The sequence below is a fragment of the Embleya sp. NPDC020630 genome (assembly GCF_044334985.1).
Classification (GTDB): domain Bacteria; phylum Actinomycetota; class Actinomycetes; order Streptomycetales; family Streptomycetaceae; genus Embleya.
Window position 1 is genome coordinate 722240 of the sequence record NZ_JBIRUB010000003.1, and the last position, 25847, is coordinate 748086.

The 25847-nt window shown below is 72.5% G+C and carries 24 protein-coding genes and 1 tRNA gene; 8 read left to right on the forward strand and 17 right to left on the reverse strand.

Features of this window, described 5'->3' with window-relative positions:
* Window positions 1–11: 11 nt before the first annotated feature.
* Complete coding sequence (locus ACH4XV_RS14610; protein WP_395789629.1) at window positions 12–620, forward strand: exonuclease domain-containing protein; 609 nt, start codon at window positions 12–14, stop codon at window positions 618–620.
* 42 nt (window positions 621–662) lie between these two features.
* Here the strand turns inward: ACH4XV_RS14610 and ppgK are convergent, their stop codons facing one another.
* The 12 genes from ppgK to ACH4XV_RS14670 all read right to left on the reverse strand — a co-directional run bounded on the left by ppgK (window position 663) and on the right by ACH4XV_RS14670 (window position 14247).
* Window positions 663–1391, reverse strand: a complete 729-nt coding sequence (gene ppgK, locus ACH4XV_RS14615; RefSeq protein ID WP_395790002.1) for a polyphosphate--glucose phosphotransferase — start codon at window positions 1389–1391, stop codon at window positions 663–665.
* Between the two features lie 124 nt (window positions 1392–1515).
* The gene (locus tag ACH4XV_RS14620; RefSeq protein WP_395789631.1) at window positions 1516–4164 is read right to left on the reverse strand and encodes a right-handed parallel beta-helix repeat-containing protein; all 2649 of its coding nucleotides are present in this window, start codon (window positions 4162–4164) and stop codon (window positions 1516–1518) included.
* Between the two features lie 170 nt (window positions 4165–4334).
* Window positions 4335–5615: an LCP family protein gene (locus ACH4XV_RS14625; RefSeq protein ID WP_395789633.1), complete on the reverse strand. Its 1281-nt coding sequence runs from the start codon at window positions 5613–5615 to the stop codon at window positions 4335–4337.
* Window positions 5616–5823: 208 nt separating this feature from the next.
* Complete coding sequence (locus ACH4XV_RS14630) at window positions 5824–6492, reverse strand: ACT domain-containing protein (RefSeq protein ID WP_395789635.1); 669 nt, start codon at window positions 6490–6492, stop codon at window positions 5824–5826.
* Window positions 6493–6650: 158 nt separating this feature from the next.
* A complete protein-coding gene (locus ACH4XV_RS14635; RefSeq protein WP_395789637.1) occupies window positions 6651–8177 on the reverse strand; it encodes a hypothetical protein in 1527 nt (508 codons plus the stop codon).
* Between the two features lie 145 nt (window positions 8178–8322).
* Window positions 8323–9684 (reverse strand): YhgE/Pip domain-containing protein, encoded by a 1362-nt coding sequence (locus ACH4XV_RS14640; protein ID WP_395789639.1) that lies wholly within the window; start codon window positions 9682–9684, stop codon window positions 8323–8325.
* Window positions 9684–10343, reverse strand: a complete 660-nt coding sequence (locus tag ACH4XV_RS14645) for an ATP-binding cassette domain-containing protein (RefSeq protein WP_395789641.1) — start codon at window positions 10341–10343, stop codon at window positions 9684–9686. The genes ACH4XV_RS14640 and ACH4XV_RS14645 overlap by 1 nt, the downstream gene beginning before the upstream one ends.
* A gap of 117 nt (window positions 10344–10460) precedes the next feature.
* Window positions 10461–10763 (reverse strand): DUF397 domain-containing protein, encoded by a 303-nt coding sequence (locus ACH4XV_RS14650; protein WP_126642569.1) that lies wholly within the window; start codon window positions 10761–10763, stop codon window positions 10461–10463.
* A gap of 166 nt (window positions 10764–10929) precedes the next feature.
* A tRNA-His gene (locus ACH4XV_RS14655) sits at window positions 10930–11002 on the reverse strand.
* A gap of 151 nt (window positions 11003–11153) precedes the next feature.
* Window positions 11154–11765 carry an oligoribonuclease gene (gene orn, locus ACH4XV_RS14660; RefSeq protein ID WP_395789643.1) on the reverse strand — a complete coding sequence of 204 codons (612 nt, stop codon included), beginning with the start codon at window positions 11763–11765 and terminating at the stop codon, window positions 11154–11156.
* 4 nt (window positions 11766–11769) lie between these two features.
* Entirely contained in the window at window positions 11770–13083 is a 1314-nt protein-coding gene (locus ACH4XV_RS14665; RefSeq protein ID WP_380002846.1) for a GlxA family transcriptional regulator, read from the reverse strand.
* A gap of 237 nt (window positions 13084–13320) precedes the next feature.
* Window positions 13321–14247 carry a LysR substrate-binding domain-containing protein gene (locus ACH4XV_RS14670; protein WP_395789645.1) on the reverse strand — a complete coding sequence of 309 codons (927 nt, stop codon included), beginning with the start codon at window positions 14245–14247 and terminating at the stop codon, window positions 13321–13323.
* Window positions 14248–14258: 11 nt separating this feature from the next.
* Between ACH4XV_RS14670 and ACH4XV_RS14675 the strand changes: the two genes are divergently transcribed.
* The 3 genes from ACH4XV_RS14675 to ACH4XV_RS14685 all read left to right on the forward strand — a co-directional run bounded on the left by ACH4XV_RS14675 (window position 14259) and on the right by ACH4XV_RS14685 (window position 17830).
* Complete coding sequence (locus tag ACH4XV_RS14675) at window positions 14259–15371, forward strand: YeiH family protein (protein WP_395789647.1); 1113 nt, start codon at window positions 14259–14261, stop codon at window positions 15369–15371.
* Between the two features lie 591 nt (window positions 15372–15962).
* On the forward strand, window positions 15963–16460 hold the full coding sequence (locus ACH4XV_RS14680; RefSeq protein WP_126642565.1) for a universal stress protein: 498 nt from the start codon (window positions 15963–15965) through the stop codon (window positions 16458–16460).
* 167 nt (window positions 16461–16627) lie between these two features.
* The gene (locus ACH4XV_RS14685) at window positions 16628–17830 is read left to right on the forward strand and encodes a MerR family transcriptional regulator (RefSeq protein ID WP_395789649.1); all 1203 of its coding nucleotides are present in this window, start codon (window positions 16628–16630) and stop codon (window positions 17828–17830) included.
* Window positions 17831–17839: 9 nt separating this feature from the next.
* On the opposite strand, the gene ACH4XV_RS14690 is transcribed toward ACH4XV_RS14685, so the two are convergent.
* Entirely contained in the window at window positions 17840–18499 is a 660-nt protein-coding gene (locus ACH4XV_RS14690; RefSeq protein ID WP_395789651.1) for a TetR/AcrR family transcriptional regulator, read from the reverse strand.
* 167 nt (window positions 18500–18666) lie between these two features.
* Here ACH4XV_RS14690 and ACH4XV_RS14695 point away from each other — a divergent pair, with 167 nt between their 5' ends.
* On the forward strand, window positions 18667–21123 hold the full coding sequence (locus ACH4XV_RS14695; RefSeq protein WP_395789653.1) for a beta-glucosidase: 2457 nt from the start codon (window positions 18667–18669) through the stop codon (window positions 21121–21123).
* 78 nt (window positions 21124–21201) lie between these two features.
* Here ACH4XV_RS14695 and ACH4XV_RS14700 read toward each other — a convergent pair whose 3' ends face one another.
* Window positions 21202–21405, reverse strand: coding sequence for a hypothetical protein (locus ACH4XV_RS14700; RefSeq protein WP_380002839.1), 204 nt, complete (start codon window positions 21403–21405; stop codon window positions 21202–21204).
* A 366-nt stretch (window positions 21406–21771) separates the two neighbouring features.
* Here ACH4XV_RS14700 and hemC point away from each other — a divergent pair, with 366 nt between their 5' ends.
* Window positions 21772–22671 (forward strand): hydroxymethylbilane synthase, encoded by a 900-nt coding sequence (hemC, locus tag ACH4XV_RS14705; protein WP_395789655.1) that lies wholly within the window; start codon window positions 21772–21774, stop codon window positions 22669–22671.
* A 54-nt stretch (window positions 22672–22725) separates the two neighbouring features.
* Here hemC and ACH4XV_RS14710 read toward each other — a convergent pair whose 3' ends face one another.
* On the reverse strand, window positions 22726–23202 hold the full coding sequence (locus ACH4XV_RS14710) for a hypothetical protein (RefSeq protein WP_395789657.1): 477 nt from the start codon (window positions 23200–23202) through the stop codon (window positions 22726–22728).
* A 281-nt stretch (window positions 23203–23483) separates the two neighbouring features.
* Here ACH4XV_RS14710 and ACH4XV_RS14715 point away from each other — a divergent pair, with 281 nt between their 5' ends.
* Window positions 23484–24032, forward strand: coding sequence for a hypothetical protein (locus ACH4XV_RS14715; protein ID WP_380028952.1), 549 nt, complete (start codon window positions 23484–23486; stop codon window positions 24030–24032).
* Window positions 24033–24065: 33 nt separating this feature from the next.
* On the opposite strand, the gene ACH4XV_RS14720 is transcribed toward ACH4XV_RS14715, so the two are convergent.
* Window positions 24066–24290, reverse strand: a complete 225-nt coding sequence (locus ACH4XV_RS14720; RefSeq protein WP_395789659.1) for a hypothetical protein — start codon at window positions 24288–24290, stop codon at window positions 24066–24068.
* 132 nt (window positions 24291–24422) lie between these two features.
* On the opposite strand from ACH4XV_RS14720, the gene ACH4XV_RS14725 reads away from it, so the two are divergent.
* The gene (locus ACH4XV_RS14725; protein WP_126642557.1) at window positions 24423–24629 is read left to right on the forward strand and encodes a hypothetical protein; all 207 of its coding nucleotides are present in this window, start codon (window positions 24423–24425) and stop codon (window positions 24627–24629) included.
* Here ACH4XV_RS14725 and ACH4XV_RS14730 read toward each other — a convergent pair.
* Entirely contained in the window at window positions 24620–25780 is a 1161-nt protein-coding gene (locus tag ACH4XV_RS14730) for a nucleoside 2-deoxyribosyltransferase domain-containing protein (protein WP_395789661.1), read from the reverse strand. The genes ACH4XV_RS14725 and ACH4XV_RS14730 overlap by 10 nt on opposite strands.
* Window positions 25781–25847: the final 67 nt, after the last annotated feature.

Below are 25847 nucleotides of genomic sequence, written 5' to 3' on the forward strand. Positions count from 1 at the left end.
TACTCACCGGCATGGCGAAACGACTCCTGGACCTGCTCCTGGTCATCGACGTCGAGGCGACCTGCTGGAACGGTCCGATCCCCGACGGCCAACGCTCGGAGATCATCGAGATCGGCATCGCCACACTCGACGTCACCACCGGCGAGCGCGTCGACCGACACGGCCTCCTGGTCCGCCCCGCCCACTCCACGGTGAGCGCGTTCTGCACCGAACTGACCACGCTCACCCAGGCCGACGTCGACACCGGCCACACCTTCGCCGACGCCTGCGCGCTGCTGCGCACCGAGTTCAAGGCGCACCAGCGGGTGTGGGCGAGCTGGGGCGAATACGACCGGCAGGCGTTCGAGCGGCAGTGCGCGGCCGAGGGTGTGCCCTACCCGTTCGGCACCCGCCACCTCAACGCCAAGACGCTGTACTCGCTCGCCCACGGCCTGGACCGCGAACTCGGCATGGCCGGCGCCCTCACCCACGCCGGCCTCCCCCTCGACGGCACCCATCACCGGGGCGTCGACGACGCGTGGAACATCGCCGCCCTCCTCGGCGGCGTCCTGCGCGCATCGCGTCGAGGCGACCCGAGCCGGCCGCCCACCCCACACACCGCCGACGCCTCACCGGCCTGAGCAGGCCAAACGCCGCGCGCCGCGCCGCGCCCCGCAGACCCCTCAGTCGCCCGTCACCAGCATCGCCGCGCCCACGATCCCCGCGTCGTTGTGCAGCTTCGCCGGCACCAGATCGGCCCGGATCTTGATGAACGGCAGGAACTTCTCCGGCTTCTTGCTGATCCCGCCCCCGATGATGATCAGCGACGGCGAGAACAACATCTCCACGTGCCGCAGGTAGTCCTGCACCCGCACGGCCCACTTCTCCCAGGACAGGTCGTGCGTCTCGCGCGCCACCGCCGAGGCCCGCCGCTCGACCTCGTGCCCGTCCAGTTCCAGGTGACCCAGTTCGGTGTTCGGCACCAGCCGGCCGTCCACGAACAGCGCGCTGCCGATGCCTGTACCGAACGTCAACATCAGCACCGTGCCGCGCTGCCCGGCGCCCGCGCCGAAGCGCATCTCGGCCACACCCGCCGCGTCCGCGTCGTTGACCATCGTCACCGGCCGGCCGAGCGTCGCGGTGAACAGCGCGTCGGCGTCCAGGTCGATCCAGGACTTGTCCACGTTCGCGGCGGTGCGCACGATGCCGTCGCGGACCACGCCGGGGAAGGTGATCCCCACCGGCCCCTCGGTGTCCGCGAACTCCGCGAGCACGTCGCGGACCACGCCGATCACCGCCTGCGGTTCGGACGGTTCGGGAGTGAGCAGCCGGACCCGCTCCCGGGTCAGCCGCCCGGCGTCGGTGTCCACCGGCGCGCCCTTGATCCCGGTCCCGCCGATGTCGATGCCCATGACCGGCACGTACGGCTCCTTAGCCCTCGAATTCGCCCTCGAACCAACCCGCGCGCCACCCGGCCGGCGCCCGGCAAAAGGCGGCCCGCGTCCCCCGGCCGTTACCCCGCCGGCGCGGACCGATTCACCGCAGGTCGGGCAGATCCTCCGGATGCAGCGTCCGCAACTCCTCCATGCCCGCCCCCGGCAGCTGGGCCAACCGGGTCGCGTGCCGCTCGATCATCGCCTCGAAGGTGCGCCGCGCCTCGCGCGCGTTGCCGAACGCCGCGCCGCGCGGCAGTCGGCGGAAGTAGCCGAGCAGCGCCTCGCACGCCTCGTCGGTGAGCACGTACTCGTGTTCGCGCACCTGCATCAGGGTGATCTCGACCAGGTCGTCGGCCGAGTAGTCCTGGAAGGTGATGGTGCGGGAGAACCGGGATCCGAAGCCGGGGTTCGCGCCGAGGAAGCGCTCCATCTCGTCGGTGTAGCCGGCCACGATCACCACCACGTCGTCGCGGTGGTCCTCCATCATCTTCACCAGCGTGTCGATCGCCTCGCGGCCGAAGTCGCGCGAGGGGTCCGGCGGGGCCAGGCTGTACGCCTCGTCGATGAACAGCACCCCGCCCCGGGCCCGGTCGAAGACCTCCTTGGTGCGCGGCGCGGTGGAGCCGATGTGCTCGCCGACCAGGTCGACCCGGGAGACCTCGACCAGGTGCCCCACCCGCAACACGCCGAGCGCCTGGGCGATCTCGCCGTACAGCCGGGCCACGGTGGTCTTGCCGGTGCCCGGGGAGCCCGTGAAGACCAGGTGACGGCGCAGCGTGGGCGCCTTGAGCCCGGCCTCCTCGCGCCGGCGGCCCACCGAGATCAGGTCGATCAGGTTGCGCACCTCGGCCTTGACTCCGGCGAGGCCGACCAGACCGTCCAACTCGGCCAGCAGTTCGTCCACTCCGCGCCCGGACGTGGCCGCCGCCTCGTCCACGGCCGCACCGTCGCGCGCGCCGGGGATCGGCAGCGTGGCGGTCAGCCGGGCCACCCCCTGGGGCTGTGCGCCGGCCGCCGCGATCGGGCTCGGCGTACCCAGGATCCCGCCCACCGCCGGCTCCGTGCCGCTCGTCCCGTCGCCCTGCGAGGTGCACTCGACCGCGACCGGCCCCGGACCGGCGAACTCGAAGCCGCCCTTGGCGTTGTCGCGCGTGGTGCAGCGGGTGAACACCGGATGGCAGCCCTCGCGCACGTGCACCCCGTAGCCGCGCCCGCCGAGCACCTCGCAGTCCTCGAAGTCGCCACGCCCGCCGCCGGCGATCCGGATGCCCTCGCCGGTGGCCCGGTCCACCCGGACCCGGCGCACCGTGGGCCCGGCCGCGCCGGTGACCGAGACACCGTCGGTGGTGTCCTCGATCGTGCAGTCGGCGATGATGCCGCCGCAGTCCGACTCCATGAACCACACGCCGGTGGTGGCATTGCGCACCTTGCAGGACTTGACCGAGACCACCGCGCCCGCACCCACGCCGATGCCGGTCTCGTCCACGTCGTGGATCTCGCAGTCGTGCATCGACAGGCCGGTACCGGAGCCGGCCACCTTGACCCCGTCGAGCACGTCGTGGATGCGGCATTCGCCGAGCGCGGCGTCCGCGCCGTCGGCCACCCACACGGCCGGCTTGCCGCCGGTGGAGTCGTGGAATTCGCAGTCGATCGCGGACGCGCGGGCCCCGTGGTCGGCCAGCGCGAGCCCATTGCGACCGAAGCTGCGGATCGTACAACCGCTGAGGGTGACCTCGGAGTGGCCGTGCACGTCGACGCCGTTGCGGCCCATGTCGCGCAGTCGGCAGCCGACCAGGGTCAGGTTGGCGCCCCGGTCGACCGAGACGCCGTTGCCCTCGGCGTCGCGGATCGTGCAGTCGTCGAGGGAGAACGTGGCCAGGTCGTCGGCCTGGACGCCGGTGCCCTTGACCGCGCTGATCTCGGTCCGCGACAACGACCCGGCGCTGCCCTGACCGCCGACCGAGATGCCCGCCCAGCCGACCCGTTCGATCCGCGAGTCGGCGATGATCGGCGCGGCGCCGCCCGCGACGCAGATCCCGCCGCCGCCCACGTCGTGGATGTGCAGACCGGTCAGATGCGGCGAGGCCTGGTCGCCGACGAACACTGCGGGTTCCGCGTCCGAGCCGTCCTGGATCTCGCACTCCTGGACACTGCCGGTGGTACCGGGTCCGGTGAAGCGCAGCCCGTGTCCGGAGGCGTCGCGCACCCGGCTCCGGCGCAGGATCGGCGCGCTGCCCTCGCGCACGTCGAAACCCTCGCGCCCGGTGTCGCCGATCTCGCAGTCCTCGAACGTGCCGCGCGAGCGTCCGGTCACCCCGACGCCCACGCCCTTCGGGTTGCCCACCCGGCAGCGGCGCACCATCGGGTCGGCGCCCGCGCGCAGTTCGACCGCGACCACCGAGGCGGCCCGGACCACACACTCCTCCAGTATCGGCGCGCAGCCCTCGATCACGATGGCCGGCGACAACACACCCGCGCCGCCGTCGACGACCAGGCCGTGTACCGCCGCGTCGGCGGTGATGGTGAGCGCGACCCCGTCGGCCGCGCTCAGGATCACCGTCCCCGGCCCGTCCGAGCCGACCACCGTCACCGGCACGGAGATCGCCACATCCTCGCGGTACGTCCCCGCCGCGACCAGGATCGAATCGCCCGCCGCCGCCGCGCCCACCGCGGCCCCGATCGAGGCGTATTCGCCCGCGCGGCGTCGCCAACGAGTGCCCTGCACCACCTGAAGAACCCGACCCGTCATGGCGCCCCTGCCACCAGCCCCTCGGTCCGCACCCAGCACCCTCGCGAGTCCACCGTAAAGCGTCGCGGGCGGCCCCATGACCGGGTCTGCCCCCGGGGGCGATCGGCCGCGTCGTCGGCGAACCCCTGCACCGTACAGTTCAACGACCACGGGTCACGGACCGGCGACGGTTAACGTCCCGCAGTGCCCTGATTCGTGCCCGCGCCCGTACCGCCGGTCGACCCGCTTCGGCCGGATCCGGTCGAACCCGCGCCGGAGCGACCGGTTCCGGTCGATCCCGTGCCGCTCGTCCCGGATCCCGTGCCGTTCCCGCCCGAGGCGTCGGCGCCCCCGGTGCCGTCGGTCGGGCGGGCCGTCCCGGTCGGCGTGGGCGCCGGCGCCCCGTCGCGCAGCGCGGTGAACAGTTGCGCCGCGTCGGGCTGCTTGAGCGCCACCCGGTTCGGGTCGGGGGCGTAGTCGGTCAGCGGCGTGGTGACGAAGTCGATCTTCTCCAGCGGAATCCCGCGCAGGCCGCTCGCGAAGTCGTACAGGCTGACCAGGGTGTTGATCCCGGAGTCGGTGGTGATCGCCTTGGTCGCGGCGTCCATCACGTTGTACGCCTTCGCCGGATTGGTCAGCAGGTTCTCCCCCTGCACCTTCTTGATCAGCGCCCTGAGGAATTCCTGCTGCCGTTCGATGCGCTGTATGTCGCTGCCGTCGCCCAGGCTCTTGCGCACCCGGACGAAGCCGAGCGCCTGCTCGCCGTTCAGGGTGATGTCGCCGGCGGGCAGTTGCAGGTGCGCGGCCTTGTCGTCGATCGGCTGGGCGATGTGCATCGGCACACCGCCGAGCGCGTCCACGACCTTCTTGAAGCCGACGAAGTCGATGGTGATCTGGTGGTCGATCCGGGCACCGGTCAGCCGCTCCACGGTGGCCGCCACACACGGCACGCCGCCGACCTCCATCGCGCTGTTGAACTGGCCGAAGTAGGCCCGCTGGGTGCCGCCGGAAGTGGTCCGGCACGACGGCACATCGACCATCAGGTCACGCGGGAAGCTGACCGCGGTCGCGCTCTTTCGACCCTGGGGCACGTGCAGCAGGATCGTGGTGTCCGAGCGCTGGCTGCCGCCGTCGTCGCGGCCGTACTCGGAGTTGTCGCCGGCCCGCGAGTCGGACCCCACCAACAGCACGTTCAGCGCGCCCGTGGGCGCCGGGCGATCGGTCAGCTGGTCGGCGAAGTCCTGGGTGCGGATGTTGCCGTTCAGGCGGTCGTACAGCCACCAGCCGAAGCCGCCCGCGGCGAGCAGGACGGCGACGAGGCCGCCACCGATCCACGTGAGGATGCGGCGCCGGCGGCGCCGGCGGTCGTGGGCACGCCGTTCTATGCGGCTGGGGCTCTCCGACCCCGGCTCCTCGGCCGACGCCCCCGGAACGGCCGCGGCCCCCGGGGACGTCTCATCCCTGTCCTGCACGTCGTCGTCGCCTTCGTCGGGCCCCCGCGCTCGATGTGCGCCCGGCTCACGGCCCGAAGTGCGCGCACAATTACACAATCATACGTTGTTCCGATCGTTACACGCCGAATAGCGGTAAATGGTTCCCGTCTCGGTCGCAGCCGAATCGAGGCAGGGAAAAATCGCGGATCGGGCGAATCGGCACATCCGGCCGACGCCGAAGCCCCGATCAGGCCGGCCCCGGGCTCGCGCCGGCGCCTGTCGCCTTGGCCGCGCCGCGCTCGCCCAGGACGCCGAGCGCCACGTCGACGATGCGGCCCAGGCGGTCCAGTTCGGTGCGGTGGAACGCGGGGCCCTCGTGCCTGACCACGTACATCGTCAGCCAGGACGCCCCGATCGGCGCCGCCGCGCCGTGGCCGGTGGCCTCGCCCTCGTAGGCGAAACCCAGCGGCCGCATCGGGGTGAGCGCGGGCAACACCGGCGTCTGCGGGGCGCGCCAGCTCGCGTACACCCGCTGTCGACCACGCCCGCCGCGCGTGGCCACCGCCCAGTCGGCGTGGAAGAGCGTCGGCGCCGCGTCGATCAACGTGGCCACCGCCCGGCCGGGGTCGCGCGCCACCTGGCCCAGCACGTCCAGCTCGGGCGCGGAACCGGGCACCTCACCGGCCGCCCAGCACCCCTCGATCCGGACGCCGGCCGACCGCTCCAGGGCGGCGACCAGGCCGGCGACGTCCCGCTCGCCCGCCCAGGAGACGGTGAACTCGTCCACCGCCCGGCCGCCGAGCTGTTCGAGCACGGTCATCTGCATCACATCGGCCCCCGCCGCGCCGAGCAGCTGCGTGACCCGCGCGAGCGACCCCGGTCGATCGGGCAGCGACACCCTCAGTCGGTACAACACGCGACACCTCCTCCATCGACCTGTCTTGAATCCTGAACCTTTCCCGTTTCGAGCATGTTGCGTACATATGACGACACCACATGATCAGGCGCCGCCGGGCCCCGAACGCGTGAGCGGGGCGCCATCGGATGCCCGACGACGCCCCGCTCGTGGTGTGCCTACTTCTTCGTGTCCGATGTATCGGACGCGTCCGGCGCGTCCGATACATCGACAGGGTCAAAGTCGTCGGCCGGTTCCACGTCCTCCGCCTTCCCCTTCGGCTTGCCCTTCGCCGGCGGTACGGCCGGGCGCGGCGGCACGCTCACGTGGGTCGGCTCGTCGTCGGGCGCCACGCTCGTCACCCGGGTCGCCAGATCCTCCGGTGCCTCGTCCCGGTCGGGTACGGCGGCGACCTCGGGCTCGGCGGCCGGCTCCGGCTCCTTGCCCAGGCCGACCCGTGCCGTCGGCGCGGCCGACACCGCCGCGTTCTCCTCGGTGTCGGGCGTGAGCCCGGCGACCGGGGCGAACGCGGTGACCTCCTCGTCCGGCCCGACCGACCGCGACAACGGGTCGGAGGCGCCGACCGACACCACCTCCGTGGGCGCCGCCGACGCACCCGCCGCAGCGCCGGCCGAGGCAGCCGGCGAGGCACCCGCCTCCGCCGCGACCGACGCCGCCGCCTTCCGCGACTCCCGGGGCGGCTTCGGCGGCTTCGGCTGCTTCACCCGCGCGGGCTTGGCCGGCTTCGGATCCTTCGCCGGCTTCCCCGCCTCGACCGAGCTGTTCCCCACCGGGGTGGCGAACACCGGTGCCGGGCCGGTGGCCTTGGGCCCGTACGTCCACCACATCAGCCCGCGTCGGGCGTTCTCGGTGTCCGGGTGCTGCTCGCCGAGCACCCGCGAGCAGTCCGCGACCAGCTGGGTGAGCAGCGTGCGCGCGCCCAGCGGATCACCGGATTCGCCGGTCCAGTGCGCGTGGTTGTGCCGGATCACCAGCGTGTCGTGGTGGTCCGGGCCGAGCACGCGCGTGGCGTCCTCCACCAGCCGCATCATCGCGTCGCGGGCCACCGAGACGTCGCCCGCCTCGCCCGCCCACATCGCGCGGTCGTGCCGGGCGGTCAGCGCCGCGGGGTCGTCCGGCTCGTGCACCTCGGCGCGCTCGTCCGCGATGGCCGCCATCAACCGGGCCGCCTGGATCGTCTCGCCCGAGCGGCCCACCCAGTGCGCGTGCTGGTGTCGGATGGTCAGCGTGTCGGGGTGTACCGGCCCCAGCGCGTCGGTCGCCTCCTCGACGATCGGTCGCAACATCCGGGCCGCGCCCGCGGCGTCACCCGCCTCGCCGATCCAACGAGCCCACCCGGCACGCACGTTCAACGTCTCGGGGTCGTCCTGACCGAGCACCAGGACACAGTCGGCCGCGACGTCGCGCGCCAGCGACTCGGCGGTGACCGCGTTGCCGGACAGCCCCAGGCAGTAGGCGTGGTTGTGCCGGGCCAGGAGCGTGTCGGGATGTTGCGGGCCGAGCACGCGCGCGTAGTCGCCCGCCAGCTCCCCGAACATCCGGGCGGCCTCCGCGGGTCGGCCCTCGTCGCCGACGACCCGGGCCCACGCGGCGCGCGCGTCGAGCGAACCGGGGTGATCGGGCCCGAGTTCCCGCATCCGGGTCTCGGCCTCGGCCCTCAGTTTCTGTATCTCCTGCTCGTTCATCGCCGCTGATTCTCCCTCCTCCACCACAGGTGGCAAACCCGCGGTACCCCCTGATTGTGGGCGACGTGTCCGGAGCGGGCGTGGTTGCGCTCCCCCGAGTACAACCGTACGGGGGAGCGGGTCGGCCCCATGGAAATCCGGGTGATCACAACTCCACGGACGGTTTCAGCCCGGCCATGGTCCACATCCGCTTGTGCCGGACCACGAAAACGGTCGCGATCAGGGCCACCACGAGGTACGCGCCGAGCACCGCGAAGGCGACCCCCAAACGCTCGCCCTGACCACCCGTGAGGGTGATGCGCAACCCGTTCACCAGGTAGGTCATCGGCAACACCGGATGCAGCGCCTGGAACGGCTCGGGGGTGGTGGTGACCGGATACAGCCCGCCGCACGAGGTGAGCTGGAGCATCAGCAGGACCAGGATCAGCACGTCGCCCACCGCGCCGAGCGCGGCCCGCAGGAACTGCGCGATGGCCACGAAGGTCACCGCCGCCAGCGCGATCAGCAGCAGACTCAGGCCCGGATCGTCGGCGTCCAGGCTCAGACCCAGTTGCACCACCGCGTACAGGACGAACGCGCCCAGCACGCCGAGCGCGGCGGCGGGCAACCACCCCGCGAGGGCCACCTTGACCGCGCCGGCCCGCCCGGCGAGCGCGCGCGGGTTGTACGGCCGCAGCAGCAGGTAGCCGACCAGGCCGAACACCCACAGCGCGATCCCGAAGAAGAACGGCGCGAGTCCGCGCCCGTACAGCACCGCCGGATGCAGGTTGTGCACCTCGATCACCACCGGCGCGCCGAGCACCCGCGCGTCCGCCCCGGCGGCCTGCGCCGGCGGCGGCGCCGGTACCGCCGCGTCCAGTTTCGCCAGCCCGTCGGCCAGTTGCGCGGCCCCCTGACGGGTCTGCTCGGGGGGCACGCCGCCCGCGTTCGCCGCGAGTTGCCGCGCGCCGTCGGCCGACTGGGCCAATTGCGCCTTGAGCGTGCCGGTCTCCCCGTACAACTGCTGCACCAGCGTGCTCTGCGTGGTCGCCGAGATCTGCTGCTGGAGCTGCGTCTTGGCGATCTCGGCCATCTTGCCGATGATGAAGCCGTTGGCGTCGTCGAGCGTCATCAGCAGCCTGGCCTGACGCGGCTCGGCGGACGCGGTGGTGGCCAGCGTGGCGCTGAAGTCGGGCGGCACGGTGACCACGAAGTGGTAGTCGCCGTCGTCCAGACCGTCGCGGGCGGCCTTGGCGTCGGTGACCGTCCATGCGAAGTTCCGGTCGTGGCGGATCACCTCGGTCAGCCGACCACCCGCGTCGATGTGCTGCCCGCGCGCGTCCACCGGCCGGTCCTCGTTCACGAACGCGACCGGCACCTGGTGCAGTCGGCCGTACGGGTCCCAGTTGGACCACAGGTACAGGGCCCCGTACAGGGTCGGCACCAGCATCAGCATGACCGGGACCAGCCGAGGCAACGGGCCTCGGAAGCGCCGCAGTTCGAACCAGGCCAGGCGCAGCACACCCATCAGGCGGTACCGCCTCTCGGGTACAGGTGGTGTCCGGGCAGATCGACCACCACGTCGGCGCCGCGCGGCGCGGCGGTCGCGGTGGCCACCACGGTGGTGCCGGTGTCGGCCAGGTCGCGCAACGCCTGCCAGGCGCGGGAGAGGTCGGCGCCCGCGATGCCGCTGTCCACGTCGTCGACCAGGACCGCGCCGGGTCGGTCGGCGGCGGCCAGCGCGACCGCGAAGAGCAGGTGTTCGACCGCGGACAGGTGCTCGACCAGGACGTGGCCCGGCGGGTCGATCCGCAGCAGGTCGTACATCCGCGCGAGCGCTGTCCCGCTGGGCCGGCCGCCGCCGACGGCCTGTCGTTCGGCGACCGTCTCGGTGACGAACAGGTGCGGTTCCAGGTCCAGGCCGGGGCGGGCCCGGGCCAGCGCGGTGTGGGCGCGGGCGTCGGCGGCGCGACCGCTGCCGGCCACGGTCACGGTGCCGGCGACGGTCCGGAATCGGCCGCCGAGCGCGAGGAGCAACGAAGTCCGGCCGGCGCCGGCGGGTCCGACGAGCACGGTCAGGCCGGCCGCGGGCGCGGTCACGCGCACGTCGCGAAAGATGACGCCGTCCGGGCCCTCCGCCGCCAGGCCGACCGCGCTGATCTCCACCCCGGAGGTGGCTGTGGACACGGATTTCCCTCCCTCGGTGGCACGTCCACCGAGGAGTAACCGGTACACGATTCGCCAAACGGGCGAAATGGATGATTGACCCGTCGAATCGAGCCGACCGGTCCATCCGACGCGGTGTCAGCCGTGCTGCTCCGGCAGCGGCTCGGCCAGCCGGTCCAGGTCGAACTCGCCGTCGCGCACGCCGAGTACGAACGCGGTCCACTCACCCTCGGTGAATCGCAGGATCGGCCCCTCCGGGTGGATCGAGTTGCGCATCGCCATGCCCCCGCCGGGCAGTTCGGCGGTCTCCACGATCCCCTCGCCGGTGGTGTCCTCGCCGTAGCCGATCCACGTGACACCACTGATGTCCATGGCGTACAGCGCGGCCTTCTCGTCGTCGAGCTGTTGCCGCGAAGGCTGCCCCGACTCGCCGATGCTCATGATCGAAACCCTCCCGATGACACGTATGTAACCCTCAGGTGACGGCACGCTACGCCGCGCGCGCCGCCGCACACAACGCGAACGCCGACATCGGGCGCGATCCGGCGGCAATCACCCGAAAACGCACGAGGCCCCGAGACACTCGCGTGTCTCGGGGCCTTCTCGGGGTGAGTGACGGGACTTGAACCCGCGACTTCCTGGACCACAACCAGGTGCTCTACCAGCTGAGCTACACCCACCATCGCCGTGGCGTTTCCGTCCCGGCGAGGAAAAGTGTACAGGCTCCCGGAGGCTGCTCGCCGCAGGGTTTCCGCGTGGTGGTTTCAAGGGGTGCGCGTGGTGGTTTCACGGGACGCGCGAGCCTGACGCGAAGCGGGCGCGAGCCCGATCTCAGGCGCGTTCGGCCGGCTTGTGGCCGTACCGGGCGGCGATCGCCTTGGCGGCGTCGCTGTCCGGTCCCGGCTCCGGGACGAAGATCGCCTCGCGGTAGTAGCGCAGTTCCTCGATGCTCTCGTGGATGTCGGTCAGCGCGCGGTGGTTGCCGGCCTTCGGGGGGCTCTGGAAGTAGACCCTCGGATACCAGCGGCGGGCCAACTCCTTGATCGAGGAGACGTCGATCACCCGGTAGTGCAGGTAGGCGTCGAGGTCGAGCATGTCCCGCGCCAGGAAGCCCCGGTCGGTGCCGATCGAGTTCCCGCACAGCGGCGCCTTGCGGCCGTCGGGCACGTGCGCCTTGATGTAGCGCAGCACCTCGGCCTCGGCCTCGGCCAGGCTCACGCCCGCCTCCAGCTCGTCCAGCAGACCTGAAGCGGTGTGCATCTTGCGCACCACATCGGGCATGCCGGCGAGCGCCTCGGCGGGCGGGCGGATCACGACATCGACCCCGTCGCCCAGAATGTTGAGCTCGGAGTCGGTGACGAGCGCCGCCACCTCCACCAACGCGTCCCGGGACAGGTCGAGTCCCGTCATCTCACAGTCGATCCAGACCAAGCGGTCGTTCATGGGGTCACCCTACGGCCCGTGCACACACCTCCTCGTCCCCGGTCTCCTCCGGGCCGCGGGTGCGGAACGTCTCGCGGTACGAGGCCGGCGGCACGCCCAGTTGTTTGCGGAAGTGCCCGCGCAGCGCCACCGGCGAGCGGAATCCGCAGCGCCGGGCGATCTCCTCGACCTGGAGATCGGTGGTCTCCAGGAGCCGCTGCGCCTGAAGCACCCGCTGGGTCAGCAGCCACTGAAGCGGAGCGCTGCCGGTGAGCGTGCGAAAACGCCGGTCGAAGGTGCGCCGACTCATGTACGCGCGGGTCGCCAACTGCTCGATGTCGAAGCGCTCGGCGAGGTTCTCCAGCGCCCACGAGATCACGGTGGCCAGCGGGTCGCCGCTGATCTCCTCGGGCAGGGTCAGGTCCATGTACTGGGCCTGGCCGCCGATCCGATGCGCGGGCACGACCAGGCGCCGGGCGAGCGCGTTGGCCGCGTCCGGACCGTGGTCGAGCCGGACCAGGTGCAGGCACAGGTCGATCCCGGCCGCGGTGCCGGCGCTGGTGAGGATGTCGCCGTCGTCCACGTACAACTCGCGCGGGTCCACCCGGACCTTCGGATAACGCTTGGCCAGGGCGGGTGCGTACATCCAGTGCGTGGTCGCCGGACGGTCGTCGAGCAGACCGGCCGCGGCCAGCACGAAGGCGCCGCCGCACAGGCCGACGATCCGGGCCCCCTCACGGTGCGCCCGACGCAGCGCCTCCAGGACGGGCGGCGGCGGCATCCGCGACGGCGAGTGCCACGCGGGCACGATGACCGTGCCGGCCCGAGCCAGCGCGTCGAGGCCGTACGGCGCTATCAGTTCGACGCCGCCGGTGGTGCGGAGCGGTCCGGGTTCGGCCGCACATACCAGTAATCGGTAGTTCGGCACGCCGGCGTCGCGTCGATCGACCCCGAACACCGATATCGGGATCGAACTCTCCAGGATCGGCGAGTTGGCGAACAGCAGCACCGCGATGGTGTCCGGCCGCCGCCGGCCGAGCAGCGGGCGCTCCCGCCCCGGGGCCAGGACACCCTCGCCGTCGGGGTCGTACTCGCCGTCGAGGTCGATGTCGTCGGCGTACTCGCCGTCGTCGTCGACCGAGTCGTGTTCGGGCGGAGCCTCGGAGAGCACGGTGGACGCCGCGACGATCACCGCCGCGTCCTCGTCGCCGCCCGAACCGACGTCGATCGCGCCCGTCGCGCCCGTCGCGTCGATCGCGCCGGACTCGGCCGGGTGATCGGCATCGACCACGCGTGCTCGGCCCCGTCGCCGGTCCTTGCGGCTGTCGATCCTGCTCATGGCCCCGATCGCCCCCTTCACCCCTCTGTGACCTGCACGGCCCCGGTCGTGCCGGCGGTCCGGATCGCGCAGGCTGTCCCGCCCCAGTAGTTCACAGGCGTCACTCGCGTAACCCAAGATCGGAACTTACTCTCTCTTACCTTGTCTATGCATGGTGTTCTCTACGTGACGTTATGTAGATATGCGTGTTTGTGACGGTGGTCACATCGCGGAACTTATCGACAATTGCGCGAGCTGTCAGGCCCCGGGGCGCCGCCGGGCGGCGTGCAGCAGGTGCAGGGCGCCCTCCGGCAGCTCCCGGCCGCGCGGCCACACCGCGCGCAGGACACGATCCAGGGCGGGCAGATCGGCCACCGGAACGGCCACCAGACGCCCCTCGGCCAGGTCCTCGCGCACCGCCAGATCGGACAGCACGGCGGGCGCGGATCCGGCGATCGCGGCCGAGCGCAGCGGCGCCGTCGCGCCCAACTCCAGGGCGGGCACGGCCACTCCGTCGTAGGCCGCCAGCGCCCGCTCCAGCGTCTCCCGGGTGCCCGAGCCCGCCTCGCGCAGCAGCAGCGGCGTGTTCGCCAACTCGGCCGCCGCGATCGGGCGCCGCCGCCGGGCCCACGGGTGGGTCGGCGCGACGACCACCACGAGCCGGTCCCGGCCCACCGCCGCCGACTGCAGGTCGCGCGGGACCCAGGGCCCCTCGACGAAGCCGATGTCGGCCTCGCCCGCCCGCAGCGCCTCGATCACGTGCAGGCTGTTGGTCACCTGGAGGCCGACGTGCAGCCCGGGCACCGCCTCGCGCAGCGCGGTCAGCCAGCCGGGCACCAGGTGCTCGGCCACGGTCAGGCTCGCCGCCACCCGCAGCCGGTCCTCCTGCCGGGCCTTGAGCGCGGCGGCGCCCTCCACCAGCGCGTGCGCCTGGTCGAGCACCCCGCGCGCCCAGTCGGTGATCACCAGGCCCGCCGCCGTGGGCACCGAACCGGTGGTGCTGCGCTCCAGGAGCCGTACGCCGAGCCGCCGCTCCAGGGTGCGCATCCGCGCGCTGGCCGAGGGCTGGCTGATCCCGAACCGGCGGGCGGCGGCGCCCAGGCTGCCGTTCTCGGTCACCGCCACGAGCAGCTCCAGCGTGTACAGGTCCGGCAACCGGTCCGCCGGGCGCGCGTTCGAGGTCATAGCCAAACCCTATGACCTACCAGGCAATCGACCGCTACCCGCGCGGGGACGGCGGGCCGAGGGTGGTGATCATGACCCTGACGACCGCGCAGCGCGCCCATCACCGGCAGTCCACGGCTTCCGCCGGGACGGCGAGGGCCCGACTGTGGCCGGGGCTGCTCGCGGCGACGCTCGCGGTGGCCGCGAGCTGGGGCGCGCACCGGATCTGGCCGCACGTACCGATGCTCACGGTCGCGGTGGCGCTGGGCGTGCTCGCCGCCAACGTGCGGGTGCTGCCCGCCGCCACCGCGCCGGGGCTCGGCTTCGCGGGGCGGCGGCTGATGCGCGCCGGCGTGGTGCTGCTCGGGCTCAAGCTCGCGCTCGGCGACATCGTCGGACTCGGGCTGCCGACCGTGGCGATGGTGATCGTGGTGGTGATGCTCACCTTCTTCGCCACCCGGTGGCTCGGCCGGCGCATGGGGCTGCCCGGCGACCAGCCGCTGCTGATCGCGACCGGCTTCTCCATCTGCGGCGCCTCCGCCGTCGCCGCGATGAACGGGGTCAGCGACAGCGACGAGGAGGACGTGGTCACCTCGGTCGCGCTGGTCACCCTGTGCGGGAGCCTGGCGATCGGTGTGCTGCCGCTGCTGCGGGTGCCGCTCGGCCTGGACCCGACGCACTACGGAGGCTGGGTCGGCGCGAGCGTGCACGACGTCGGCCAGGTGGTCGCGGCGGGCGGGGTGGCCGGGCCGGTCGCGCTGCACACCGCGGTGGTGGTCAAGCTGATGCGGGTGCTGCTGCTCGCGCCGATCGTGGCGGGCACCGCGTACGCGCTGCGCCGTCGGGCCGCGCGGGCCGGCGACACCGGGCGGGCCGGGTCCCGACGACCGCCGCTGATCCCGCTGTTCGTGCTCGGCTTCCTGGCCATGGTCGCCGTCCGCAGCGCCGGCTTGTTGTCCGTCGGCGTGCTGGAGGCGGCCGGCACCGTGCAGGATCTGCTGCTCGCCGCCGCGCTGTTCGGGCTGGGCAGCATGGTCCGGCTCGGTCGGCTGATCCGCACCGGGTGGCGGGCGCTGCTGCTCGGCTTCGCCTCCTGGGTGTTGATCGCCGGCGCGGCCTACGGCGGGGTGCTGCTCACGATGTGAGCCCGCGCGGGACCGACGCCGGCCGGGTCCAAGGAAGCGTCGAACCCGCCGACGGCCCCGCGCGTGTCGGGCCGTCGGACAGGTTCGACGTCGGCGCCGCGACGCGGGTGGGCGTGCGGGTGGGTCGGCGTCCGACCAGCGGATCGCCGCCCGTGACTACGCGGTCGCCCGGACGCACGGTGTCGCCCTGACCAACGCTCGGGCGGGGTCCGGGGTAACGCCCGTTCCCCCTGCGGCGTCGGTCCGCACCCCCGAACGGTCCCCCCGGGGCCGGCTCGAACCGGCCCGTGTGGCGCCCCGGCGACCGGGCCCGAGACGGCCGCGCCCGGAACGCAATCACCCACACGGCCGCCCGGGTCTCCCCATTCACGGCCTTGTCCGGCTAATGTGCGTGTCTCGCCGAGGCTTTGCCCGGGGGATCCATCCCCGCGCGTGGTCCGGCGGACCGCACCATGCCCAGACCGGTACACGGCCCAGTGTCTTTTTTGTCCGGGAGAACCCCGACCGACACTGTCGAATGTGCGGGTCGGCGCAGTAATCTGGTACAGAAAGCCCCGAGGCGCCCCTCCACAGCAAAGACGCCCGATTCCCATGGCTGCTTTCGAGTTCAGTGACTTCCCGGACGGCACTCCGTTGCTCCGTCCCGATTCCCCCCATCAGCGCGATCCCGCGTTCCAGCATCCCGTCGTGGTCGGTTTCGACGGGTCCGAGTCCAGCGAGCGAGCCCTCGCGTACGCGTCGGGCATGGCGCGCAGACTCGGCGGCGGGCTGGTGATCGTGCATGTGGCCAACCGGATTCCGGCCACCGTGTGGGCCGGCTGCGAGCCGCCGGTCTTCATCGACGTGCCGGACAGTCGTTCCGAGGCCCTGGGCCTGGAACTGGCCTGCGCGGACCACCTCAGCGACGTGCCGTGGATCCTGGTCGAGCGCGGGGGTGACATCTGCCACGAGATCGAGGACGTCGCGCGCGAATTCACCGCCGACGCGATCGTGGTCGGCGGATCCACCGGGCTGGCCAGTCGCATCTTCGGATCGGTCGCGTGCCGTCTGGTCAAACACGCCAAACGCCCGGTCGTGGTCATCCCCTGAGCCTCGCGCCCGCGCTTTCCCGGTTCCGGGATCCGCCGGACCCGTGTTCCGGACCCGTGCTCCGGGAGCGTTCCCGCGCCCATTGCGATCACCGCGTGATCGAACCTCGAACGTATCTGCATTACGTTGGCCGCGGACACGGGGCACGAGGATCGCGAGGCACGAGGTTGGCGGATTATCGGATCGAAGACCTCGCCCGCGAGGGGGGCACCACCGTACGCAACGTACGGGCATACCAGGATCGCGGACTGTTGCCGCGGCCCAGGCGCCAGGGCCGGGTGTCGCTGTACGAGGACGCCCATCTGGGCCGGCTGCGCCTGATCGGCCAACTCCTGGAGCGCGGCTACAGCCTGGTCAGCATCAAGGAGCTGCTCGACGCCTGGGACGGTGGACGCAGCCTCGGCGGCGTGCTCGGCCTGGTTGCCGAGGCGAGCGGTCCGTGGAGCGAGGAGACCCCGGAGCGGATGACCCGCGCCGAGCTGATCGCGATGTTCGGCGGACTGTCCGATCCGGTCGCGCTCGCGGGGGCGGTGCGCCTGGGCCTCCTGGAGCCCGAGGACGACTCGCTGACCGTGTTCCGGGTGCCCAGTCCGCGCGAGCTGGCGGTCGGCGCCGAGCTGCACGCGGCCGGCGTCCCGGTGGGCGCGGTCACCGAGCAGCTGCGGATGTTGCGCGCGGCGATGGAGCACGTGGCCGAGGGCTTCGGGCGGTTGATGGAGACGCACCTGCTGCCGGCCGACGGCGACGCGGACGAGACGGCGGAGATGATCCGTCGCATGCGTCCGCTGGCGCTGCGCGCGGTGGAGGCCGAACTCGCCCGGGCGATGCGCCGTACGGCCGCCCGCCGGCTCGGCGAGGAGCTGGGCAAGGTGCTGCGCGAGGAGCCCGAGCGCACCCGGACCGAGCCGGTGCCGGCCGACGCCGCGGAGCCCGCCCTGGATCGGCACGCGTTCATGTCCGACGCGTGGATCGCGGCGGTGTCCCGGCTGAGCCGATTGATCACCCCGGATCCGGAGAAGCGCACGCCGCATCCGGCGATCGTGGACATCGTGGTCAGCGACGTCCCGGGCCGCGAGGACCCGGCCGAACTGCATCTGGACGTCTTCCAGGGCCGCGTCCTGGTCCGTCCGGGCCTGCTGCCGGGGCCGGACCTGATCGTGCACATGGACTACGACACCGCCCGCCGGGTGATCCTGCTCAACGACCGGCACGCGCCGCGCGAGGCGCTGGCCGCCGGCCGGATGACCGCCCGGGGCGACCTGTTCGGGCTCACCGTCTTCCGCGAGGCGCTGGCGGGATTGTCCAACTGGGACCTGGGCGCGGTGCTGCGCGAGCTGACCGCGGGCGAGGGCGCGCCGGACAAGGGGTAGGGCCCGGGGTCAGGCCCGGATGCGGCGCAGCAGGTGCTCCACGTAGTCGGCGAACAGCGTCGCCATGTCCACGTGTTCGGGGTCGAGCAGCCATTGCAGCTGGAGCCCGTCCATCATCGCGAAGACCTGCGCGGCCACCGCGGCCGGGTCCACGTCCGCGCGCAGTTCGCCCGAGGCCACGCCGGCCTCCAGGGACGCGGTGACGCTCGCGCGCAGGAGCGCGTAGCGGTCCCGGGCCCACCCGTGCGCGGGGTGATCGGTGGTGACCGCCTCGCCGGTGAGCACGGTGAAGAGCTGGACCAGGCCGGGGATGGCCTGGTTGTGCTCGGCGAGTTCGGTGAACTTGGCCAGCACCGCCGCGCCGCCGAGCGGGAGTTCGGCCAGGTCCAGGTGTGCCATGTCCATGCGGTCGCGCAGGTCGAGCACCGCGACGAGCAGTTCCTGCTTGCTGCGGAAGTGGTGCAGCAGCCCGGCCTGGGTGAGTTCGGCGCGCTCGGCGATGCGCGCGAGCGAGGTGCCCCGGTAGCCGTTCTCGGCGAATTCCTGAAGCGCGATGTTGAGGATGCGCGTACGCCGCGCGTCCCCCGACGCGTACCCCCGCCCACGCGGTCTGGCCCGCCCGGCCCGGGGCGGTGGGGCGTCGGAGAGATCGTCGGGTCGTACGTCCATGGCCCCATCCTGCCGTGTCCCGACGGAGGCCCGTCGAGGTGTAGATCACGCTGGGATAACAAAACTACCGACCGCAAAGTTTTCCGATTACGGTACGGGGAGGTCCCCCACCGACCCGTCCGGCGCGATCCGGATCGATCGGGAACGCGAGCGGAAGGCAGACGACGATGTCCGATCCCACCCCCACCGAAGCCACGGACGACGAGCTGCGCGCGCTGGTGGCCCGGCTCACTCTCGAGGAGAAGTTGTCCCTGATCGTCGGCGAGGACTTCTGGTCGCTTCCCGAGATCCCGCGCATCGGCCTGCGCAAGCTGCGCGTCTCCGACGGCCCGGTCGGCGTCCGCGGCGTCACCTGGGACGAGCGGGACACCTCGCTGCTGTTCCCCAGCCCCACCGCGCTCGCCGCCGCGTGGGACCCGGAGGTCACCCGCCGGGCCGGTTTCGTGATGGGCGCGCAGACCCGCGACAAGGACATCCACGTCCTGCTCGCGCCGACCGTGAACCTGCACCGCAGCCCGCTCGGCGGCCGGCACTTCGAGTGCTACTCCGAGGACCCGCTGCTCACCGCGCGGATCGCGACCGCCTTCATCGAGGGTGTGCAGTCCGCCGGGGTCGGGGCCACGATCAAGCACTTCGTCGGCAACGAGACCGAGGACGAGCGCATGTCCTACGACTCGCGGATCGACGAGCGCTCGCTGCGCGAGGTCTACCTGCTGCCGTTCGAGGAGGCCGTGCGCACCGGCCGGGTGTGGCTGGTGATGAGTGCGTACAACCGGGTCAACGGCGAGACGATGACCGAGAACTCGCGCCTGGTGAACGACGTCCTCAAGGACGAGTGGGGCTTCGACGGCGTGGTGGTCTCGGACTGGATGGCGGTGCGCTCCACCGAGGCCGCGGCCGCGGGCGGCACCGACGTCGCGATGCCCGGCCCGTCCGAGGTATGGGGCGAACCGCTGCTCGCCGCCGTGCGCGAGGGCCGGGTCGCCGAGTCGCTGATCGACGAGCGGGTGGTCCGGGTCCTGCGCCTGGCCGCCCGCGTCGGGGTGCTCGGCGACCGCACCCCGGCCACGACCACCACCCCCGACGACGCGATCGCCACGCTGCGCGAGATCGCCGCCCGGGCCATGGTGCTGCTCGCCAACGACGGAACCCTCCCGCTCGACCCCGGCGCGCTCTCGCGCGTCGCGCTGATCGGCCCGAACGCCCTGCGCCTGTCCGCCCAGGGCGGCGGCAGCGCGCATGTGAACCCCGCGCACGTGGTCTCGATCCCCGAGGGCCTGCGCGCCGCGCTCGGCGACGGCGTCGAACTGACGCTCACCGAGGGCGCGTTCACCCACCGCGCGCTGGCCGACCTGTCCCTGGACGCGGCCGTGGACCCGGAGACCGGCGAGCCGGGACTGCGCGCGGAGTTCCTGGACGCCGACGGCAACCTGCTCTCCTCCGAACACCGCCTGGGCTCCAGCCTGATGTTCTGGCCGGACAACATTCCGGCCGGAGCGGTCGTGATCCGACTGCGGGTGAACGTGACCCCGACCGTGTCCGGCACGAACATCCTGGACGTCCGCGGCGCGGGCCGGTTCGAGGTGGACATCGACGGCACGACCCGAACGATCGACATGACCGCCCCCGAGGGCACCGACGTGATCGAGACGATCATGCGCCCGGAGGCCACCCGCATCGAGATCGAGGCGACGGCCGGCACGGAGGTGGCGATCCGGGTCGACTTCAGCCAGGGCGAGCGGTTCTTCATGGCCGCGCTCGGCCTGGGCTGGGCGAACCCGCGCCGCTCCGAGGAGGACGAACTGACCGCCGCGGTCGAGGCCGCCCGGGCGGCGGACGTGGCCGTGGTCGTGGTCGGCACCACCGACGACATCGAGTCGGAGGGCTTCGACCGTGCGGACCTGGCCCTCCCGGGGCGCTCCGACGAACTGGTGCGCCGGGTCGCCGCGGCCAACCCGAGGACCGTCGTGGTGGTCAACGCGGGCTCACCGGTGCTGATGCCCTGGCGCGACGAGGTCGCCGCCGTGGTGTGGGCCTGGCTGCCCGGCCAGGAGGGCGGCGCGGCCCTCGGCGACGTGCTGACCGGCGCGGCCGAGCCGGGCGGGCGGCTGCCCACGACCCACCCGGCCGCCGCCACCGACGTCCCGGTGTACTCCACCGCCCGGATCGACGGCGAGCACCACTACGCGGAGCGGTCCAGCAACATCGGCTATCGCGCCTGGGCCCTGGGCGAGGCCGCCCCCGCCTACCCGTTCGGCCACGGCCTGGGCTTCACGAGCTGGGCCTACGAGTCGGTCGCGGCCAAGGGCGACGCGGCCGGCGTCAGCGTCGAGGTCACCGTCGCCAACACCGGCGAGCGCGCCGGCCGCGAGGTGGTGCAGGTGTACCTGGAGACCGCCGACGGCACGCTGTGGGGGCGCCCGGAGCCGATCCGCCTGGTCGGCTTCGCCGCCCTGGACGTCGAGCCCGGCGCGCGGACGACCACCACGATCGACATCGACGCCCGCACCCTGGCCCGCTGGAACGAGGCGGAGGCGGCCTGGGCCACCGCCCCAGGCACCTACACCCTGCGCGTCGGCCGCTCCCTCGGCGACCTGCGCCTGAGCACCGACATCGCCCTCTGACGCAGCGCACGGCGGTGTCCCGATCCGCCCACCGGGTCGGATCGGGACACCGCCGGCGCCGCGCGGTCGGGTCCCGCCTCAGCAGCGCTGGCCGAAGGTCGGGTTGATGAACGCGAGCGCGCCGGCCTCGTTGCCACAGAGCCCGCTCACCGTCTCGATCGTGTCGGCCCGAACCGTGTGCGTCTCGGCACCGGCCGGCACGGCCACCGCCACGGTCGCGCCGACGACGGGGGCCGCGATGACGGCCGTACTGACCAGAAGGCCGCGAACGATGCGCTGCATGGGGCGGTTTCCTTGTCTCCAGGTCCGGTGTCCGTCGAACGCCGACGAGCCGTGCCTGCCCAACGCCGCACCACACCCGAAGGACACGGCGACTGGTCCGAACGACTGGCGGGCCGACCCCCGCAGTCGCACATCCCCCCTGCGAGGTACCGGACTTCGCCGAAATTCGACCGCCCGGCCGCCACGGCCCTAGCGCGTGTCTTCGAACCCCCGCCGAGCTCCACGACGCCCGGCACCGCACCTCGCCGCCCCGGAGAAGCAGGCGAATAGAACCACTATGCACCTGCTTCTCCGGCACGCCGATGCACGGCACCGAACGCCGCGGAGCCCGACGGGGGTTTGAAGACACGCGCTAGCGTGTCGCGTATGCAGCTCCGCATCGGAACCCGGTCCTCCCCCATGGCCCTCGCGCAGGCCCGGCTCGTCGCCGCCCTGCTGTCCGGACAACCGCACGAACCCACGATCGTGCCGCTGTCCACCAGCGGCGACCGCTGGGGCGGGAGCCTGGCCCGGCTCGGCGGCAAGGGCGCGTTCGTCAAGGAACTCGACCGCGCGCAGCTCGACGGGGAGGTGGACCTGGTCGTGCACTGCCTCAAGGACATCCCGGGCGACGTGCCGCTGCCCGACGGGCTGACCATCGCCGCCTACCTGCCCCGCGACGACGTACACGACTGCGTGGTCGGCGCGCGCCTGGCCGACCTGCCGTCCGGCGCCCGGGTGGGCACCAGCTCGGTGCGCCGCGCGGCGCAACTGCGGCGCCGCCACCCGGGGCTGACCCCGGTGCCGATCCGCGGCTCGGCCAACAGTCGGCTGGCCAAGCTGGACGCGGGCGAGTTCGACGCGCTGATCCTGGCCGTCGCGGGCCTGGAGCGGATCGGCGAACAGCGGCGCGTGGCCCAGGTCCTGACCACCACTCAGATGTTGCCGGCGATCGGCGCGGGGGTGCTGGCGCTGCAGTGCCGAGTCGACGACGCGGCGACCGTGGCCGCCGCGCGGACCCTGGACGACGCGTGCACCCGGGCCTGCGTCACCGCCGAGCGGGCCCTGCTGCGCGAGCTGCGCGGCCACTGCCACAGCCCGATCGCGGCCCACTGCACCGACTCCGACACCGGCCTGACCCTGCACGCCGCGGTGTATTCCACCGACGGCGCGGATCTCCTGGAGGCCACCGACCACGGCTCGGAGCCGGACAAGCTCGGCGCCGCGGTCGCCGGCGAACTGCTCGCCATGGGCGCCCGGACCCTCATCGACGAGATCCCACACTGACGAGACCGTCACCGCCGCCCGACGGGGCGGCGGTGACGCGTCCGGCCGACTCCGTCACCCGGTGTTCAGGCACTTCTGCACGGTGCTCTGCAACTCGTCGGGCAGTTTGTTGGTGCGCGCGTACTCCTGGTCGAACGCGCTCATCTGCGCCTGGCTGTACTTGCCCTGCAGCTCGGTCAGCGTGCACTGGCAGTAGCGGGTGTTGTTGTTCGAGGTGCTGAGGCAACCGTTGAGGAAACTGGTCGAATACGACGACGACCAGTCACCGCCGCTGCCCGCGGAGGTGCCCGACGTCGGGGTGCCCGGCGCGGTGGTGCGCGGACGCGTCGTGGTGGGTCGGCCGGCGGTGGGCGTCGGCGAGGTGTCGTCCGTGGCGCGCGCGGTGGAGCTCTCCTCCCCCGACGGGCTCGGGCCGCTCGCGCTCTGCGTCTTGTTCACCCCCAGGCCGCCGAAACCGTCGTCCCCGCTCCCACAGGCGCCGACGGCGCACGTCAGCATCACCACGAGCAGTCCGACTTTCACAGTGCGCATACATCCCCCTAGAACGACGTGATCGTGACTCTCCTCCCCTCGCTCGACCGCCAACAAGGGGTTCTTTCCAGCCATTGCATAACGGTTTCGTCTTCGGATCGCCACAGCGCACGCCGGCGCCGGCCGGGTTTACCGCTCGGCAAACTCTGACAAACCGGGCAACAACGTGCTGATCATCACATTCCATGGCGTTTGCCGGTCGAGTCTGTCCACTATGGACGGGTTGCCTCCCATCGAACGGAGTTGCCTCCCAGTCGGACGGCAGAAAGGAACGGCACACCATGAGCCTGACGCCCGAGCACGTGGCCGCTCTGCGCGGCCTCGCCGCCGATGTCTCGGCCCTCGGCGCCGAGGGTGCCCAGCGGCACCCCGCGTTCGCCGGTTCCGCCGGTTCGATCGCCGACCGCGCGGACGCGCTGTCCGCGCAGGCACCGCCGTTCCACAAGGTGGCGCTGCGCCGGATCGGCGACGCTCTCCGGGCCTGCGCCGAGTCCCGCGAGGCGGGCGATCCGGAGCGGGTCGCCACCACCCAGCGCACCGCCGCGCACCTGGCCGACCGGCTCGTCATCGCCCTGGACCGCTACGCCTCGGCCTCGCCGACCGCGACGCCGGCCACCTGCACCCGCTGCAACGAGCCGTACATCGCCCAGCTGATCCCCACCCAGCGGCGCTACCTCTCCCGGATCGACGCCCCCGTGTCGGGGCAGGTGTTCAACGCGTCGGGCACCACGTACATCGTCGAGCGCCACGTATTGTGCGCGTTCGGCGGCGCGACCGACCCGGCCGGCCTGCCCGGCTTCGAGAACCCGGCCGACCTCGACAACGCCTGAGCGCAGGTCCCGGCGGTCGCCTGAGCGCGGTCCCTAGCGGTCCTTCTTCAGCCGTCGCAGGTATTCACGTGTCCAGCCGGTGACCTTGGCCACCTCGGACTGCTTGACCCCCGCGACTATCGCCCGGATCGCCGCCCGCTTGAGTTCTTGACGCGCCTCCTCGTGCGCCTTCTCGGTCCTTCGGTAGGCCTTCGCGGCCCTGACCAGGCCCTCTTCGGCGGCTTCGGGGTCCGTGCCGTCGACATCCTTGTGATCCACATCGTCAGGATGCCATATGTACGGCCACCTCCGTAGGCCAACACAGTTGACATTTACGGATCCAAGAAGGAAACTGGAGGCCGAACCGAAGGTGAACGGAAGGTTAACGTCACCAGTCACGGAGGAAGCACCATGCTGAAGACCCTCACCGCCCCCGCGATGTGCACCCGTTGTGGCGAGCCGTATGTCGCGGCGCTCAGCCCGCGCTCGCTCGTCACCCTGCAGACTCCGGTTTTCCGCACCCCGGAGATCGTCGGCGGCCGGTTGATGACGATCGACGACACTGTTTGCCTCGTCGAGCGACACGCCCCCTGCACGGGTCTCGGCAACTACCGCTGATCCTCGGCGGCGGCCAGCACGGCCGCCAGCATCCCCAGCGTCGACCAGTCGACGCGCCCGTCACGCAGCAGTTCGCCGTACGTCGTGATCTCGACCTCGGTGCGCTCCCCGTCCCCGGCCACACCATGTGGACCGGGGACGTCGCGCAGCCGGGCCAGTTCGGCCTCGGTCAGCTCGGCCGACCACACGTGCGCGTGATGCGCGGCCAGCGTCGCGGCGAGTTGCCGCGAGCCGTGCGGGCGCAACCGCTCGGGCGCCAGTACCAGACCGGTTTCCTGGCCGACCTCGGCGCGGCCGTCCTCGGCCGTGTACCCGCTGCCGCCGGGCACCTCGTGGACAAAACCGTCCCCGGTGCGCGCCGCCGAGCGGAATTCGCGCACCAGCACCACGGTGCTCGCCGCGACCGGCTCGGCCCGCCGGTACAGCACCACCGCCGCCACGTCCGGGCGACCGAGCACGACCTCGTTGTCCTTGACCCGGTCCGCCTCGGCGGCGATCGCGACCCGTACGTGCGCCGCCCACAACCACGTCTCGGCGCCGTGCCGCCACACCCACACGATCCGGCCGCCCAGCAGCGTGTTGCCGGCCGCCCGCTGGGCCGCGTACCAGTCGGCGAAGGCCCGGGTCCGCCACACGTCCAACGGGATGTCCAGTTCGCCGTCCGCCCGCGCCGCACCGGCGCCGAGCGCGTCGAGCACGGTGTCGATCGTCGCCGCCAGGGTGTCCCGGAGCGGCACGTCGTGGCCGAGCGCGTAGGCCCGCTGGTAGCGCACCTGCGGCGCGTCGGGCGGGGTGCCCAGGACCGCGCGGCCCGAGTCCTTGAGCCAGCCCCACTCGTCGTTGGTGGTGAGCCCCGGCAGGTCGCGCAGATCGCGCGGGATCCAGAACAGCACCCGGTCGCTGCGGTCGAGGTTGCGCAACTCCCAGTCCCGCTGCACCCGGTGCGAGGGCCACGAGTGCCCGTCGGCGGGTTCGGGCACGAACACCACGAGCCGGCCCGGCCCACGCCACCGCTCGCGGATCAGCTTCAACGCGGCCGGGCGCCAGGAGGCGACGTGCGCGGCGCGCGGCGTGGGTCCGGCCAGAAAGACGCTCGCGTCCCACTCCCGCGGGGCCTCGTCGGGCGAGTTCACGACAACGATCTCGGTCATGCCGCCGACGGTAGTGGGCCCGTACGATCGAAGGCGGGCTCGTCCGCGCCCCACGCCGACCGGCGAC